This is a genomic window from Bacillus amyloliquefaciens DSM 7 = ATCC 23350, from assembly GCF_000196735.1.
GTDB classification, from domain to species: domain Bacteria; phylum Bacillota; class Bacilli; order Bacillales; family Bacillaceae; genus Bacillus; species Bacillus amyloliquefaciens.
In genome coordinates this window covers 1,719,893-1,735,106 of record NC_014551.1, presented here as the reverse complement: position 1 = coordinate 1,735,106, position 15,214 = coordinate 1,719,893, and the positions used below count along the sequence as shown (strand labels likewise).

Below are 15,214 nucleotides of genomic sequence, written 5' to 3'. Positions count from 1 at the left end.
TCACCCCCAAAAATATTAATCGAGCAAGCTGATCAGCTTATTCGCAAAACCTTGGTCAGTGACGGCGACAACGACACGTGATTCCTTGCCGATAGAGCGGCCGAGATCCGCGCGGCTTTCGACTTTTTTATAAGGTACTTTATAATAATTGCATTTATCGGATACTTTTTTTGCAGTATTCGCAGATGCATCTTCTGTCAGCAGAACAAGTTTTGCACGCGCATTTCTAATTTCTTTTATAACCAAGTCCTCGCCCGACACGACCTTACGAGCTCGATTGGCCAGACCCAGCAAGGGAAACCATTCCATTCCAGACATGTTATTTTTTCACCTTTTCCGCCAGTTCCAGCAATTCTTCGAAAATCTGGTCATCGATTTGTGATTGAAATTGATTTTGCAATGTGTTTTTCTTTTTCGCAGCTAAGATGCATTCTTTCTCAAGGGTGATATAGGCACCCCGCCCGTTCTTCTTGCCTGTCGGATCGACTGAAATCTCTCCTTCTTTTGAACGGACAATTCGGATCAGTTCCTTTTTAGGCTTCATTTCCCCCGTTACCACACATTTGCGCAGAGGAATTTTTTTTCGCTTATTCACCTAAAGTCACCTCTTATTCATCCGATTCGGCTGTTTCAGGCTCCATAAAGAGCGGCTCTAAATCGTCATCTTCTTCATGCTCTCTCGGAAAGATGCCAATGTCTCTTGCATCCGTTTCACTTTTGATATCAATTTTCCATCCTGTCAGTTTCGCGGCTAAGCGGGCGTTTTGCCCTCTTTTTCCGATTGCCAGAGAAAGCTGGTAATCAGGAACGATGACAGTCGTGGCTTTTTCTTCTTCGTTGACGATGACATCCAGCACTTTAGATGGGCTGAGCGCATTGGCAACAAATTCAACCGGATCGTCAGACCAGTTGACAATATCAATTTTTTCGCCTTTCAGTTCATTGACGATCGCCTGTACGCGCTGGCCTTTAGGACCGACGCATGAACCGACAGGATCGACGTCAGGATCATCAGTGCGGACGGAGATTTTAGAGCGGTCGCCCGCTTCTCTGGCAACGGATTTCAGTTCGACCGTTCCGTCATAAATTTCCGGCACTTCGATTTCAAAAAGACGCTTCAAAAGACCGGGATGTGTTCTTGATACATAGATTTGCGGCCCTTTTGTCGTTTTTTCGACTTTTGTAATGAATACTTTAATACGATCGTGAGGTTTATAGCTCTCATTCGGCATTTGTTCATTAACGGGCAGCAGCGCTTCAATCTTGCCGAGAGACACGTAAATAAATTTGCTGTCTAAACGCTGTACAATTCCCGTCATGATGTCTTCTTCACGATCGATAAATTCTGAATAAATCACGCCGCGCTCAGCTTCACGGACACGCTGCGTCACAACTTGTTTTGCTGTCTGCGCAGCAATGCGGCCGAAGTCTTTCGGCGTTACTTCTATTTCAACGACATCTCCGACAAGGTAGTTCGGATGGATGTGCTGGGCGTCGTCAAGCGAGATTTCAAGCCTTGAATCGTATACCTCGTCTACGACATCTTTTCTTGCGAACACGCGGATGGTGCCCGTCTCACGGTTCAGATCGACCCGTACGTTTTGCGCCTGGTTAAAATTTCGCTTATACGCAGAAATTAAGGCAGCTTCAATTGCTTCGATGATAATGTCTTTACTGATGCCTTTTTCTTTTTCAAGAATCGTGAGGGCATCTAATAGTTCACTGCTCATGTTAGCGGTCTCCCCCCTTAAACACTAATACTTCATTCATTAAAAAGTTACAGCTAATCTTGCGTTAGCTATTTTTTCATACGGAATATTGACCCGTTTCTTTCTTGTTTTAATCGTCATCTCTATTGTAGCAGTTTGTCCATCAAATTCAGCCAATTTGCCTTCAAACACTTTTAAACCGTCAATCGGTTCGTACGTTTTCATGTACACATTTTTGCCCAGTGATTTTTCGAAGTCGGCTTTTTTCTTTAATGGACGCTCGGCTCCAGGAGAAGATACTTCAAGAAAGTAGTTTTGAGTGATCGGATCGGCCTCATCCAGCTTTTCGCTTAACGCTTCGCTGACTTTGGCGCACTCCTCAATATCAACACCGTTATCGGAATCAATAAACACGCGAAGGAACCAGTTTTGACCCTCTTTGACAAATTCAATGTCTACGAGTTCAAGCTGAAGGTCATCTAGTATGGGCTGAGCCATTTCTTGAACGGTATCAGTCACTTTTTTGCTCATGTTTTTCCTCCTTGTGCTGTCGATATCATATCAGCCGTTCCTCTGCATAAAAACCCTGCTTCTAAAGAGCAGGGGCTTTGAGAAAACGATGGACATGTCGAGGCAAAATTGCCTGTTCAATACAAAAGAGCGGGTTTCCCCACTCTTTGGCCTCGGTAATCGTTAGCATTTCCAATAAAACTATACCATAACCATATATTTAATGCAAATCAAACTCCGCCTAAAAGGCTTGCTGCCAAAGCTTAAAACAGTGACAGCTGGTTTTGGTCCGGAAGCGACTCCAGACAGCCGTGGCGGTCTAAATACTCTAAAATGGTTTTTGACACTTTTCCGCGTTTTTGAAGGTCTTCTTTTGAAAGGAACTCTCCTTCTTCCCGCGCTTTTACAATATTGAGAGCGGCGTTGGTTCCGAGACCCGGAATTGAGTTGAACGGCGGGATCAGACTGTTGCCGTCAATGATAAATTCCGAAGCGCTTGAACGGTATAGATCGACCTTCTGGAAGGAATAGCCGCGTTCACACATTTCAAGCGCAAGCTCTAACACGGTAAGGAGGTTTTTTTCCTTCGGCGAAGCATCAAGCCCTTTAGAGCTGATATCATCCATAACCGCCCTGATGGCAGTCGAGCCTTTAATCATCGTATCAATGTCAAAGTCATCGGCACGTACGGTAAAATACGCAGCATAGTATAAAAGCGCGTGATGCACTTTAAAGTATGCAATCCGTACCGCCATTAACACATATGCGGCGGCGTGGGCTTTCGGGAACATGTATTTGATTTTTTTGCATGAATCAATATACCAGTTCGGCACATTGTTCTTTTTCATTTCTTCTTCCCATTCCGGCGTCAGGCCTTTGCCTTTACGGACAAATTCCATGATTTTAAAGGCCAGTGAAGGCTCAAGGCCCTGATAGATCAAATAAACCATGATGTCATCGCGGCAGCCGATCACTTCGCTCAGTTCACACGTATTGTTGTGTATCAGTTCCTGCGCATTGCCGAGCCATACGTCAGTCCCGTGAGAAAGCCCGGAAATCTGAACAAGCTCAGAGAACGTCGTCGGCTTCGTATCTTCGAGCATCTGCCGCACAAATCGCGTCCCGAATTCAGGAATGCCGAGCGTCCCCGTTTTGCAGCCGATCTGCTCTTCAGTGACGCCGAGTGATTCTGTCCCTTGGAAAATCTTCATAACCTCAGGATCATCCGTCGGAATCGTCTTCGGATCAATTCCGCTTAAATCCTGGAGCATCCGGATGACTGTCGGATCATCGTGTCCTAATATATCAAGCTTCAGCAGGTTGTCATGAATGGAGTGGAAGTCAAAGTGAGTTGTTTTCCATTCAGAACCCGTCGCATCAGCCGGGAATTGAATCGGTGAAAAATCGTAAATATCCATATAATCAGGCACAACGATAATGCCCCCCGGGTGCTGGCCGGTCGTTCTCTTAACACCGGTGCAGCCCTGTACGAGGCGGTCGATTTCAGCGCCGCGCATGTGAAGGTTGTGGTCGCCCGCATAGCCTTTCACATATCCGTAAGCCGTCTTTTCCGCAACGGTGCCGATCGTTCCCGCACGGTAAACATTATCTTCACCGAACAGCACTTTCGTGTAGTTATGCGCATGCGGCTGATACTCACCTGAGAAGTTCAAGTCGATATCGGGTACTTTATCGCCTTTGAAGCCTAAGAACGTTTCAAACGGGATATCGTGTCCGTCCTTTTTCAAAGGAGTGCCGCAAGACGGGCAGCTTTTATCCGGAAGGTCAAAACCGGAACCGACGGATCCGTCATTAAAGAATTCGGAATACCGGCAGCTCGGGCACACATAGTGCGGAGCGAGCGGGTTCACTTCAGTGATTTCCGTTAAAGTCGCCACAAGTGATGAACCGACGGATCCCCGGGAGCCGACGAGATAGCCGTCATCCAGAGACCGTTTTACAAGCTTATGAGAAATGAGATATATAACGGCGAATCCATGGCCGATGATGCTTTTTAATTCTTTCTCTATTCTCGCTTCAACAATTTCAGGAAGCTCTTCACCGTAAATGCTTCTGGCGCGCTGATAGCTCATTTCACGGATTTCTTCATCGGCTCCGTCAATTTTCGGCGTGTACAGGTCGTCTTTAATCGGTTTGATCTCTTCGATCATGGAAGCGACTTTTTGTGTATTCTCAACCACGATTTCTTTCGCTTTTTCCGCACCCAGAAAGGAGAAAGCATCCAGCATTTCATCTGTCGTTCTGAAATGCACTTTAGGCAGTTCATGTCTGTTTAACGGGTTGGCGCCGCCTTGAGAAGAAACTAAGATCTTCCGGTAAATTTTATCCTCATCGTTTAAATAGTGGACATTTCCTGTCGCAACGACCGGCTTATTCAGTTTTTCCCCGAGCTTCGTAATGTTTGTGATAATTTCTTTCAGCGCTTTTTCATCCCGGACGAGCTCAAGCTGCAGAAGGTGCCTGTATACTTCCGGCGGCTGCACTTCAAGATAGTCATAGAAAGATGCGATATCTTCAACCTCTTCAGGTGATTTTTGCATCATGCCTTCAAAGACCTCTCCCCTGTCACAGGCAGAACCGATTAACAGGCCTTCTCTGTATTTATCAAGCTGCGACCTTGGAATGCGCGGCACTCTGTAGAAATATTGAATATGAGAAATGGACACGAGCTTAAACAGATTTTTCAAGCCGGTCTCATTCACGGCAAGCAATGTAGCGTGATAAGGCCTTGATCTTTGGTAAGCATTGGATTGTCCCATATTCTCATTCAGCTGATCATGATAAAAAATATCTTTTTCAGCCGCGTCTTTGAGCATTTTTAACAGCAGATATCCTGTTGCTTCAGCGTCAAAGACCGCTCGGTGGTGCTGGGTTAATTCGATATCAAACTTCTTACATAACGTATTTAAGCGGTGATTTTTAAATTCAGGATACAGGAAACGCGCGAGTTCCAGCGTATCAATGACCGGATTTTTCGCTTTTTCGGTTTTCAAAAGGCGCTTATACGCTACATTTAAAAATCCCATATCAAAGCTGGCGTTGTGAGCCACTAGCACATCATCGCCGATCCATTCTTTAAAATCCCTGACAACGTCAACGACATCGGGCGCGTCGCGGACCATGTCATCCGTAATTCCGGTGAGCTCTATCGTCGTTGCTGACAGAGGGTGGTGCGGATTGGCGAACGCTTCGAATTTATCAATGATTTCTCCGCCTCTTATTTTGACTGCCGCAAGCTCAATGATGGTGTCATACACTGCTGACAGACCCGTCGTTTCAACGTCAAAGACGACATATGTGTCTTCTTCCAGAAGACGGTGAGCGGGATTGTATGCGATCGGAACGCCGTCATCTACGATATTGGCTTCCATTCCGTAAATCATTTTAATACCGTGCTTTTTCGCGGCGGAATATGCATCCGGGAAGGACTGCACGACGGCATGATCAGTTAACGCAATCGCTTCGTGTCCCCATTTTTTCGCCTGTTCGACAAGCTTTCCGATGCCCGTTACGGCGTCCATTTGGCTCATCGGAGAATGCAGATGAAGCTCTACCCGTTTTTCGCCTTCAGGAGCGGTGTCTTCCCGGGTTTTGGCTTTTATTTCATTCACGTCATTTGCAATCATGACGAGGTCTCTGACGAATGTATCGTTTTGGATGCTTCCCCGCGCTTTCACCCACATGCCTTTTTTCAGTGTTTTCATGAGGGCGGCGTCTTCTTTTTCTCTTGCAAACATTTTCACTAGAATACTGTTTGTATAATCCGTAATTTTGAAAATACAGAGCGTCCGTCCGCTTTTCAGCTCGCGTGTTTCAGCATCAAACACATAGCCCTGCACCGTGATTCTTCTTTCTTCATCCATGATGCTGTCAAGCGTCCGGATTTCTTCGTTCTCTTTAATTTGATAGCCGATGACAAGCGGTCCGGATGGCGTCTGATCCTCATCGCCCTCTTTTTCCTTCTTCTCCATTTCGATAAGCGCCTGCATCGCCCGCTCCTGATCTTCAGCAAGCTTTTGCTCGCGGAATTTCTGAACTTCTTGGTCAGACACGAAAATTTCGGTATCCAGCTGCAGTTCAGGAAAGCCGAATTGGCGATAGCTGTGCTGAATCAGTGCGCTGTATTTATTTTTGAGCGCCGATGCTTCTGTATCCGTCTTTGTTTTCACGATCAGCTTGTTTCCCTTGAGCTTCGGCTTCTGCTGATTCAAAAGGGCCACCATCGGCGGCGAGGTTCCTTCAAGCTCTTCGATACAGCGCGTCCAATAATCCTGTACAAGCTCCTCTGACACGCTAGGGTCAATGACTTGAATGGATGATGTGACACGGGCGATGTGAGCAAACGATTGTGTTAACCTCATCATGAATGAATCATATATTTGATACGGCAAAAGAGCCTTGAAGCGAAATTGGAAATGCCAGGCCTTTTCTGCTTTATGGATTGTCAGTTTATCAATCTCTCCATCTTCAAAGTATGTCATGAAGGTATCATCTGTCATATTAAGCTGCTGCAGAAGAATCTGAAACTGTCTTCTGTTTACTGATAACTGTTCCATTCAGACAGTATCCCTCCCTTAAAACATCATAAGTGAAGGTACCTCCGCAGGTGATGAGGTACCTTCTTTTTTCTCTATTTTAACATGATTTTGTACGATTCGTTATGGCGATTACTTCGTCTTGATAAATTCAGAAAGCTCATCCACTGAAACTTCGGCGGATTCACCGGTTTTGCGGATTTTCACTTCTACGATGCCTTCATCGGCACGTTTACCGACAGTGATGCGGATCGGAAGGCCGATCAGGTCAGAATCAGCAAATTTCACGCCTGCGCGTTCTGCGCGGTCATCGTATAACACCTCATAACCTTCCGCTTGGAATTTGCCGTAAAGCTTCTCAGCAAGCTCTTTTTGCGCTTCGTTTTTCATATTCAGCGCCAAAATATGAAGATCATACGGAGCAACGCTTTTCGGCCAGATCAGGCCTTTTTCGTCGTGATGCTGTTCAGCGATTGCTGAAAGCGTTCTGGACACGCCGATTCCGTAACATCCCATCAGCATCGGCTGCGCCCGCCCGTTTTCATCAAGGTATGTCGCATTCATAGCTTCTGAGTAACGCGTGCCGAGCTTAAAGACTTGTCCGACTTCAATTCCCTCAGCGAAACGGATCGTGCCTTTTCCGTCAGGTGACGGATCGCCTTCCTGAATGATTCGAAGATCGGCATATGCTTTTACAGACGCATCGCGTTCGATGTTTACGTTTCGGTAATGGCGGTCTTTTTCATTCGCGCCGCTTACGGCGTTTACCATCACTTTGACAGCCTGGTCGGCATAAATCTCAATGTCGCCGGCAGCGCCGATCGGCCCCGCAAATCCCGGCTCCGTGCCAAGCTTCTCCGCTACTTCTTCATGAGACGCAAGCTCAACCACTTCCGCGTTCAGAAGGTTTTTCACTTTTACGTCATTGACCTCATGATCGCCTCTTACTAACACGAGAACAAATCGGTCATCCGCTTTAAACAGCATTGATTTGATGCAGGCGCTCGGCTCGATCTGCAAGAAAGAAGCCAGCTCTTCAATGCTTTTAACATTCGGCGTATCAATTTTTTCCAGCGCCTCAGGTTTTTCATCTGACGGCTCGGTGTTCATGACAACTTCCGCCATTTCCGTGTTAGCTGCGTAAGAGGACCCATCGGAATATGCGATGGTATCTTCCCCTATTTCGGAAAGAGCCATAAATTCATGCGTGTCTTTTCCGCCCATTGCGCCTGAGTCGGCAATAACGGGACGGACATTTAATTCGCAGCGTGCGAAAATGCTGCTGTATGCGCCGTACATGTTTTGGTACGTTTCTTCCAGACTTTCTTCAGAGGCATGGAAAGAGTACGCATCTTTCATGATGAATTCGCGTCCCCGCAATAACCCGAAACGCGGGCGTTTTTCATCTCTGAATTTAGACTGGATCTGGTAAAGAGTGAGCGGCAGACGCTTATAAGATTTCACCTCATCGCGCACGAGAGAAGTAATGACTTCTTCATGTGTCGCGCCTAAAGCAAATTCGCGGCCGTGACGGTCTTTCAGACGCATCAATTCAGGCCCGTACGTATACCATCTGCCTGATTCCTGCCAAGTTTCAGCCTGCTGAAGGGCCGGCATCAGCATTTCCACCGCGTTGATTTTTTCCATTTCTTCACGCACGATCTTCTGAATGTTTTGAATGACCCTGTAAGCCAGGGGCATGTAGCTGTAAACCCCGCTCGTATTTTGTCTGATAAATCCCGCTCTCAGCAGAAGCTTATGGCTTTTTGCTTCAGCATCAGCCGGCACTTCTCTCAGGGTCGGAATAAGCGTCAAACTTTGTCTCATGTCTTCGCACCTCTGATTTTTTTACTAGTCAATTATAAGAATAAACGCTGGATATCGTTCCATGTGACAACCAGCATAAGAAGCATTAAGAAAGCGACGCCGATAAATACGACAAATGCTTCCTTGTCACGGTTAATCGGCTTGCCGCGGATTGCTTCAATAAATAAAAACAGCAGTCTTCCGCCGTCAAGCGCCGGGATCGGCAGCAGGTTGACGATTCCAAGGTTGATGCTTAAAAACGCCGCAAACTGGAATAGGTTGATAATACCGGTTTTTGCAACCTGATCCGTCATATCATAAATTCCGACAGGGCCTGAAAGCATATCAAGCTTAAACTGGCCTGTCACGATTTTGCTCAGATTGGTCAAGATCGCCTTTGTGACATCAACCGTAGATGTCGCGCCGTAAGCGATCGCAACAAACGCGCCTTTTTCAGTCGGCGCATAAGAGCCGAAGCGGCCGATTGTTTTTTTGTTTTCATCTTTTACGGCTTCAGGGGTAACCGAGATATGAAACGATTTGCCGTCACGTTTCACGGCGACATCGATTTTTTTCCCGGGATTGTCTTTTACCGCTGTCACGATGTCAGTCCATGACCGCATCTTTTCACCGTTAATGCTCTGGATATAGTCGCCTTCTTTTAAACCGGCAGCCGCTGCGCGTCCATTGTCTGTCAGTTTTCCGAGCTCAGGCTGATTCGAAGGCACGCCTTGAATGAATCCAAGCATGACGAGAATGACATATGCTAAGATGAAGTTCATAATCGGACCGGCAGCAATCGCCTTAATCCGCTGCCATACAGGTTTTGACCCGAATTGGCGGTTGTAAGGCGCAATCTGCACTTCTTCTCCGTCTACGATGAAAAAAGAGGTCTGACTGACAGTAAAGCCCGACAGTTCATCTTCTTTCCCCTGCTCATACCCTGTAATCTTCATTTCGTGCTCAAGATCAGCCGTCTCCACCTCGACAATTAAAGCGTCGGGGTATTTTTCCTTTTGATTAATGATGACTTTTTCCACTTCGTCGTCTTTATTAAAAAGAAGCCCGACGGTATAACCGGGTTTGACTTCAATCATCTCCGGGTCTTCACCGGCCATGCGGACGAACCCGCCGACCGGAAGGAGCCTGATTGTATACACGGTTTCATTCTTTTTAAATGAAAAGATTTTGGGCCCGAAGCCGATCGCAAATTCACGGCAAAGGATTCCCGCTCTTTGGGCGAGCAGTAAATGCCCCAGCTCATGGAAAAAAACGAGCGTTCCGAAAATAATAATAAACGCGATAACTGTATTCACGAACATACCACCTTATGTGAGTATTGAATTAACGTATCCCCGGGTGTCTTTGTCCACTTCTTGGATATCCGCAAGACTCGGATCCTGAATTACGCTGTGGCGGTTCAATGCTTTTTCAATCAGATCCTCAATCGATAAGAACGAAATCCGTCCGGCAAGAAAAGCGGCGACGGCTTCTTCATTGGCTGCATTTAAAACCGTCGGCATCGTTCCCCCTATTTTACCTGATTCAAAGGCAAATTGTAAGCAGCGGAACCTTTCAAAGTCAGCTTTCGCAAAATGAAGGCTTCCGATCTCCCATAATTCAAGCCTTTTTGTTTCAGGCAGAGGCAGCCGGTCCGGGTATGTCAGCGCGTATTGAATCGGCACCCTCATGTCCGGATTTCCGAGCTGGGCAATGACGCTTCTGTCGTGAAATTCAACCATCGAATGAATAATGCTCTCCTTATGTAAAACAACGTCAATCTGTTCATACGGAATGTCAAACAGCCAGTGCGCTTCAATGACTTCAAGCCCTTTATTCATCATTGTAGCCGAATCAATCGTAATCTTTGCACCCATCGACCAGTTCGGGTGGTTAAGGGCGTCGGCAATCGTTACAGACTGAAGCTCCTGCCGTGTTTTATCCCTGAAACTGCCGCCTGATGCCGTAATGATCAGACGCTCGATATTTTTGCTCTGTTCTCCTTGCAGCGCCTGAAAAATAGCGGAATGTTCGCTGTCGACCGGAAGAAGGGGCACGCCGTATTGTTTTGCGTGTCCTTTCACTATATGCCCGGCAGTGACAAGAGTTTCCTTATTTGCAAGCGCAATTGTTTTTTTCTGTTCAATCGCTTTCAAAGTCGGGATTAAACCGACGCTTCCGAGCAGCGCGTTGACCACGATATCCACTTCATCCATGACCGCCGCTTCGATCAGGCCTTCTTCTCCGATGCCGATTTGACACTCATGAGAAAAAGACGCTTCTTTCACTTTTCGATATGTATCCATGTCGCCGACTGCTACATATTTCGGCTGAAACGTTCTGATCAACGGGATTGCTTTTTCGGCGTTTTTACCGAAAGTCATCGAGACGAGACGGAATTGGTCTTCATGCATGCGCAATACATCCAATGTCTGCTCCCCTATTGATCCCGTTGCTCCTAAAAGACAAATATTCTTCAAAATGCCACTCCCATTCTATGCGTCCAGATCGGTCTTATTTTCATATTAGCCTTTCTCATGAAAAAAGCGCAAGCAGAAAGTACAAGAACGGCATGACAAACAAAAAGCTGTCAAATCGATCTAAAATGCCGCCATGCCCCGGAAGGATTTTCCCCGAATCCTTCACATCATAGTGCCGTTTCAGCGCTGATTCCACCAAATCCCCGATCTGTCCGAAAACAGACAGAACAAGTGTGATGACCAAAAGAACCGGGTATGAAATCGGAAGACCGGCAAACAGCTGAAAAACAGCCGTGAAAATAAGGGCGATGGCAATACCGCCGAGAAACCCTTCCACCGTTTTGTTAGGACTGATTTCAGGCCACAGCTTCCGCTTTCCGAGCGACTTTCCTACAAAATATGCGCCCGAATCCGTTGACCATATGACAACGCAGGCATAAAAAATATACAAAAGCCCGTTTGTTTCAATGTTTCTGATTTCGATAAAATAATGAAAACACAGTCCGATATATACCGTCGCTAGGACGATAAACCCGACTTCATCAAACGTAAAGGTGTTTTTCACAAGCACCGTATAGCTGAGCAATATCAAAACGGCGAAAATCGTTACTTCCATTTTCGCGTCAAAAAAATGATATTTGTCCGGCATCATATACAGCCATAATAACAGGAGGCTGATCAGACCCGGAAAAGAAAAAAACTTGAGCTTTTTCATCCGCAAAAGCTCAAAAAGCGCTATACTGCCCATCACATAAACAAATACGGTGAACGGCAATCCTCCGAAAATAACCAAAAATAAAAATAGTGCCGCTGCCAGAACACCCGTTAACAATCTTTGTTTCATTTCCACCATCCTCTAAATTCCGCCAAACCTCCGGCCCCGCTGCTGAAATTCTCCCACTGCCTTCAGAAAGTGATCTTCTTTAAAATCGGGCCACAGGACATCTGTAAAAACAAATTCACTGTAAGCCACCTGCCAAAGCATAAAGTTGCTCAGTCTGATTTCTCCGCTCGTTCTTATGAGCAGCTCCGGGTCCTGGATTGATTCTGTCATTAAATGCTTGGAAAAGAGCGCTTCATCAATGTCTTCGATATTCAGCGTACCGCTTTTCACCTGTTCGGCCAATGCTTTTGCCGCATTGACGATTTCCGTGCGTCCGCCGTAGTTCAAAGCGAAATTGAGAATCAGCCCGTCATTTTGTTCTGTATCTTTTACGGCCTTCTCAATCGCCTTATACGTATGAGAAGGGAGCGCGGATTCATCTCCGATTATTTTCACACGTACATTCTCCTCTATCAATTCAGGAAGATACGTATTCAGGAACTCTTCCGGAAGCTTCATCAAAAAGTCGACTTCCATCTTCGGGCGCTTCCAGTTCTCCGTGGAAAACGCGTAAAGAGTCAGAACTTTGACGCCGAGCTGATTTGCGAGCTTTGTCACTCTTTTTACCACTTTCATTCCTTCATGATGTCCGGCAATCCGCGGAAGTGAGCGCTTCTTCGCCCAGCGTCCGTTACCGTCCATAATAATGGCGATGTGTGCGGGAATTTCACCCTTCAGTATGTCTTCTTTTGTATACCGTTCTAAGTTGGAAGCCGCATTCTGCTGATTCTTCCAATTTTTGAGTATGTTGAGCATGAGATTCCTCCGTCACCCAAAAAGGTTGCGTTGCTGATGATCAATGTAATCAACAGTATTAACAAAAAAACCCCTGTAAACATGAGAGGGTCTTTTCACATTATCTATTGTACATAGTTTTTCATTAAACTTCCATGATTTCTTTTTCTTTGTCCTTTGTAACACTGTCAATTTTTGACACAAATTCATCTGTCAGCTTTTGAACGTCTTCACTGGAAGCACGAAGCTCGTCTTCTGTAATGTCTCCGTTTTTCTCAAGCTTTTTGAGTTCATCGTTGCTGTCACGGCGGACATTACGAACTGCTACTTTCGCTTCTTCCGCGTATTTTTTCACGACTTTGACAAGTTCTTTACGTCTTTCTTCCGTCAGAGCAGGAATCGCGATGCGGATAATTGTGCCGTCACTTGTCGGAGTTACGCCAAGATCAGCTTTCAGAATCGCTTTTTCAATATCACCGATTGCTGTTTTGTCATACGGTGTGACAACAAGCATACGCGCTTCAGGCACATTGATAGAAGACAGCTGGTTTAAAGGTGTTTGGGCACCGTAGTATTCTACTGTCACTTTATCCAATAGAGACGGGTTGGCACGTCCCGCGCGTACTGACGCCAATTCGCGTGAATAAGCGGCAACCGCTTTTTCCATGCGTTCTTTTGTTTGAGTTAATACTTCGTTTGACAACGTTATTTCCCCCTTACGATCGTTCCGATTGATTCGCCGATTACGGCACGCTTAATATTTCCTTCTTCCATAATAGAAAAGACGATCAGCGGAATATCATTATCCATACATAGTGAAGAAGCCGTAGAATCCATGACTTCCAGCCCGTCTTTTAACACATCGAGATAAGATAATTTTTCGTATTTAACGGCTGTCTCATCTTTTCTCGGATCAGCATTATACACACCGTCGACATTATTTTTCGCCATTAAGATCACATCCGCTTCGATTTCAGCGGCACGCAGCGCTGCGGTTGTGTCCGTAGAGAAATAAGGGTTTCCTGTTCCCGCGGCAAAAATCACAACGCGTTTTTTCTCCAAGTGGCGGATGGCTTTTCTTCTGATGTAAGGCTCAGCGACCTGACGCATTTCAATTGATGTCTGCACTCTGGACTGAATTCCGAGAGTTTCAAGGCTGTCCTGCAGGGCAAGTGAGTTCATGACAGTAGCAAGCATGCCCATATAATCGGCCGTCGCACGGTCCATTCCTAAGTCACTGCCTGTTTTTCCGCGCCATAAGTTGCCGCCGCCTACGACTACGGCCACTTCGACGTCAAGCTCAGCGATTTCTTTTACCTGTTTAGCGATGGATTGGATGACAGTCGGATTAATCCCGTTTCCCTGCTCTCCTGCCAGTGCTTCTCCGCTAAGCTTTAAAACGATACGATTGTATTTTGGTTTTTCCATAATAACCTCCAAGTGTAAACATTGCCGTTTCCTATTATGCAAGAGAAAAAAAGGTTTGTAAATATAGTTTTAAAAATAGGGAACACAAGTAGTGTCCCCTATACTGCCTGAAAAGCCGCGAAAGATTCGCCAAGGCTTTCCGCCATTATTTTTTCACTTGGTTCATAACTTCTTCAGCAAAGTTTTCTTGGCGTTTTTCAATACCTTCTCCAACTTCGTAGCGGACGTAAGTTTTAACAGATGCGTTTTTCGCAGCCACAACTTGTTTCACTTTTTCGTCTGGGTTTTTAACGAAAGCTTGGTCTAATAAGCAAATTTCTTCGAAGAATTTGTTCAGACGGCCTTCAACCATTTTCGCTACGATGTTTTCCGGTTTGCCTTCTTGAAGAGCTTGCTGAGTCAGGATCTGACGCTCATGGTTTGCTTCTTCTTCAGACACTTGGTCACGTGAAATGTAACGAGGATTTACCGCTGCAACATGCATCGCGATGTCTTTTGCAAGATCTTCGTCAGTTGTTCCGCTAAGAACAGATAATACGCCGATGCGGCCTCCCATATGAAGGTAAGCACCGAACGCTTCGCTGTCTTCTTTTGTAATAACAGCAAAACGGCGAAGAGTGATTTTCTCTCCGATTTTAGCAACGTTGCTTGTGATGTATTCTTCAACAGTAGAACCGTTTTCCATCTTTTGACCCATTGCTTCTTCAAGATCAGCAGGAGCGTTTGCAAGAAGGTGGTCAGCAAGTGTGTTCAGAAGCTCTTTGAAGCCTTCGTTTTTCGCAACGAAATCAGTTTCAGAGTTTACTTCCAGGATAACGCCTTTGTTGCCGTCAGTTTTAATAAGAGTAGAACCTTCAGCAGCGATACGGTCAGCTTTTTTAGCCGCTTTCGCAATCCCTTTTTCTCTTAGAAGGTCGATTGCTTTGTCCATATCTCCGTCAGTTTCAGTCAACGCTTTTTTACAGTCCATCATACCAGCGCCTGTTTTTTGACGCAGTTCTTTTACCTGCTGTGCAGTAATAGCCATTTGAATTCCTCCTTATATGTGTAAACAAGATATGTATAGATACATTTTTCTTAAAAAAAGGTGATAAAAGGCAGTCCCTC

General features: G+C 45.8%; 13 protein-coding genes. All 13 read right to left on the bottom strand.

Translation table 11 applies throughout. The annotated features are described in order from the left end of the window. Positions 1–15: 15 nt before the first annotated feature. The 13 genes from BAMF_RS29310 to tsf all read right to left on the bottom strand — a co-directional run bounded on the left by BAMF_RS29310 (position 16) and on the right by tsf (position 15,134). On the bottom strand, positions 16–318 hold the full coding sequence (locus tag BAMF_RS29310) for a YlxQ family RNA-binding protein (protein WP_003154192.1): 303 nt from the start codon (positions 316–318) through the stop codon (positions 16–18). A 1-nt stretch (position 319) separates the two neighbouring features. Further along, positions 320–595 (bottom strand): glucose-induced regulator RulR, encoded by a 276-nt coding sequence (gene rulR / locus BAMF_RS29305; protein WP_003154193.1) that lies wholly within the window; start codon positions 593–595, stop codon positions 320–322. A gap of 13 nt (positions 596–608) precedes the next feature. Continuing rightward, positions 609–1,730 carry a transcription termination factor NusA gene (gene nusA, locus BAMF_RS29300; RefSeq protein ID WP_013352291.1) on the bottom strand — a complete coding sequence of 374 codons (1,122 nt, stop codon included), beginning with the start codon at positions 1,728–1,730 and terminating at the stop codon, positions 609–611. A 39-nt stretch (positions 1,731–1,769) separates the two neighbouring features. Continuing rightward, positions 1,770–2,240 carry a ribosome maturation factor RimP gene (gene rimP, locus BAMF_RS29295; RefSeq protein WP_013352290.1) on the bottom strand — a complete coding sequence of 157 codons (471 nt, stop codon included), beginning with the start codon at positions 2,238–2,240 and terminating at the stop codon, positions 1,770–1,772. Positions 2,241–2,482: 242 nt separating this feature from the next. Then, complete coding sequence (locus BAMF_RS29290; protein WP_013352289.1) at positions 2,483–6,796, bottom strand: PolC-type DNA polymerase III; 4,314 nt, start codon at positions 6,794–6,796, stop codon at positions 2,483–2,485. A 111-nt stretch (positions 6,797–6,907) separates the two neighbouring features. After that, a complete protein-coding gene (gene proS / locus BAMF_RS29285; RefSeq protein ID WP_013352288.1) occupies positions 6,908–8,602 on the bottom strand; it encodes a proline--tRNA ligase in 1,695 nt (564 codons plus the stop codon). Positions 8,603–8,634: 32 nt separating this feature from the next. Then, positions 8,635–9,903, bottom strand: coding sequence for an RIP metalloprotease RseP (gene rseP / locus BAMF_RS29280; RefSeq protein WP_088030506.1), 1,269 nt, complete (start codon positions 9,901–9,903; stop codon positions 8,635–8,637). 6 nt (positions 9,904–9,909) lie between these two features. Then, positions 9,910–11,061, bottom strand: coding sequence for a 1-deoxy-D-xylulose-5-phosphate reductoisomerase (gene dxr, locus BAMF_RS29275; protein WP_013352286.1), 1,152 nt, complete (start codon positions 11,059–11,061; stop codon positions 9,910–9,912). A gap of 55 nt (positions 11,062–11,116) precedes the next feature. After that, positions 11,117–11,914 carry a phosphatidate cytidylyltransferase gene (locus BAMF_RS29270; RefSeq protein ID WP_014470393.1) on the bottom strand — a complete coding sequence of 266 codons (798 nt, stop codon included), beginning with the start codon at positions 11,912–11,914 and terminating at the stop codon, positions 11,117–11,119. Between the two features lie 3 nt (positions 11,915–11,917). Next, positions 11,918–12,700, bottom strand: coding sequence for an isoprenyl transferase (locus BAMF_RS29265; RefSeq protein WP_013352284.1), 783 nt, complete (start codon positions 12,698–12,700; stop codon positions 11,918–11,920). A 124-nt stretch (positions 12,701–12,824) separates the two neighbouring features. After that, on the bottom strand, positions 12,825–13,382 hold the full coding sequence (gene frr, locus BAMF_RS29260; RefSeq protein WP_013352283.1) for a ribosome recycling factor: 558 nt from the start codon (positions 13,380–13,382) through the stop codon (positions 12,825–12,827). A 2-nt stretch (positions 13,383–13,384) separates the two neighbouring features. Beyond that, positions 13,385–14,107: a UMP kinase gene (gene pyrH, locus BAMF_RS29255; protein ID WP_013352282.1), complete on the bottom strand. Its 723-nt coding sequence runs from the start codon at positions 14,105–14,107 to the stop codon at positions 13,385–13,387. 145 nt (positions 14,108–14,252) lie between these two features. Further along, complete coding sequence (tsf, locus tag BAMF_RS29250) at positions 14,253–15,134, bottom strand: translation elongation factor Ts (protein ID WP_007409794.1); 882 nt, start codon at positions 15,132–15,134, stop codon at positions 14,253–14,255. Between the last annotated feature and the right edge of the window lie 80 nt (positions 15,135–15,214).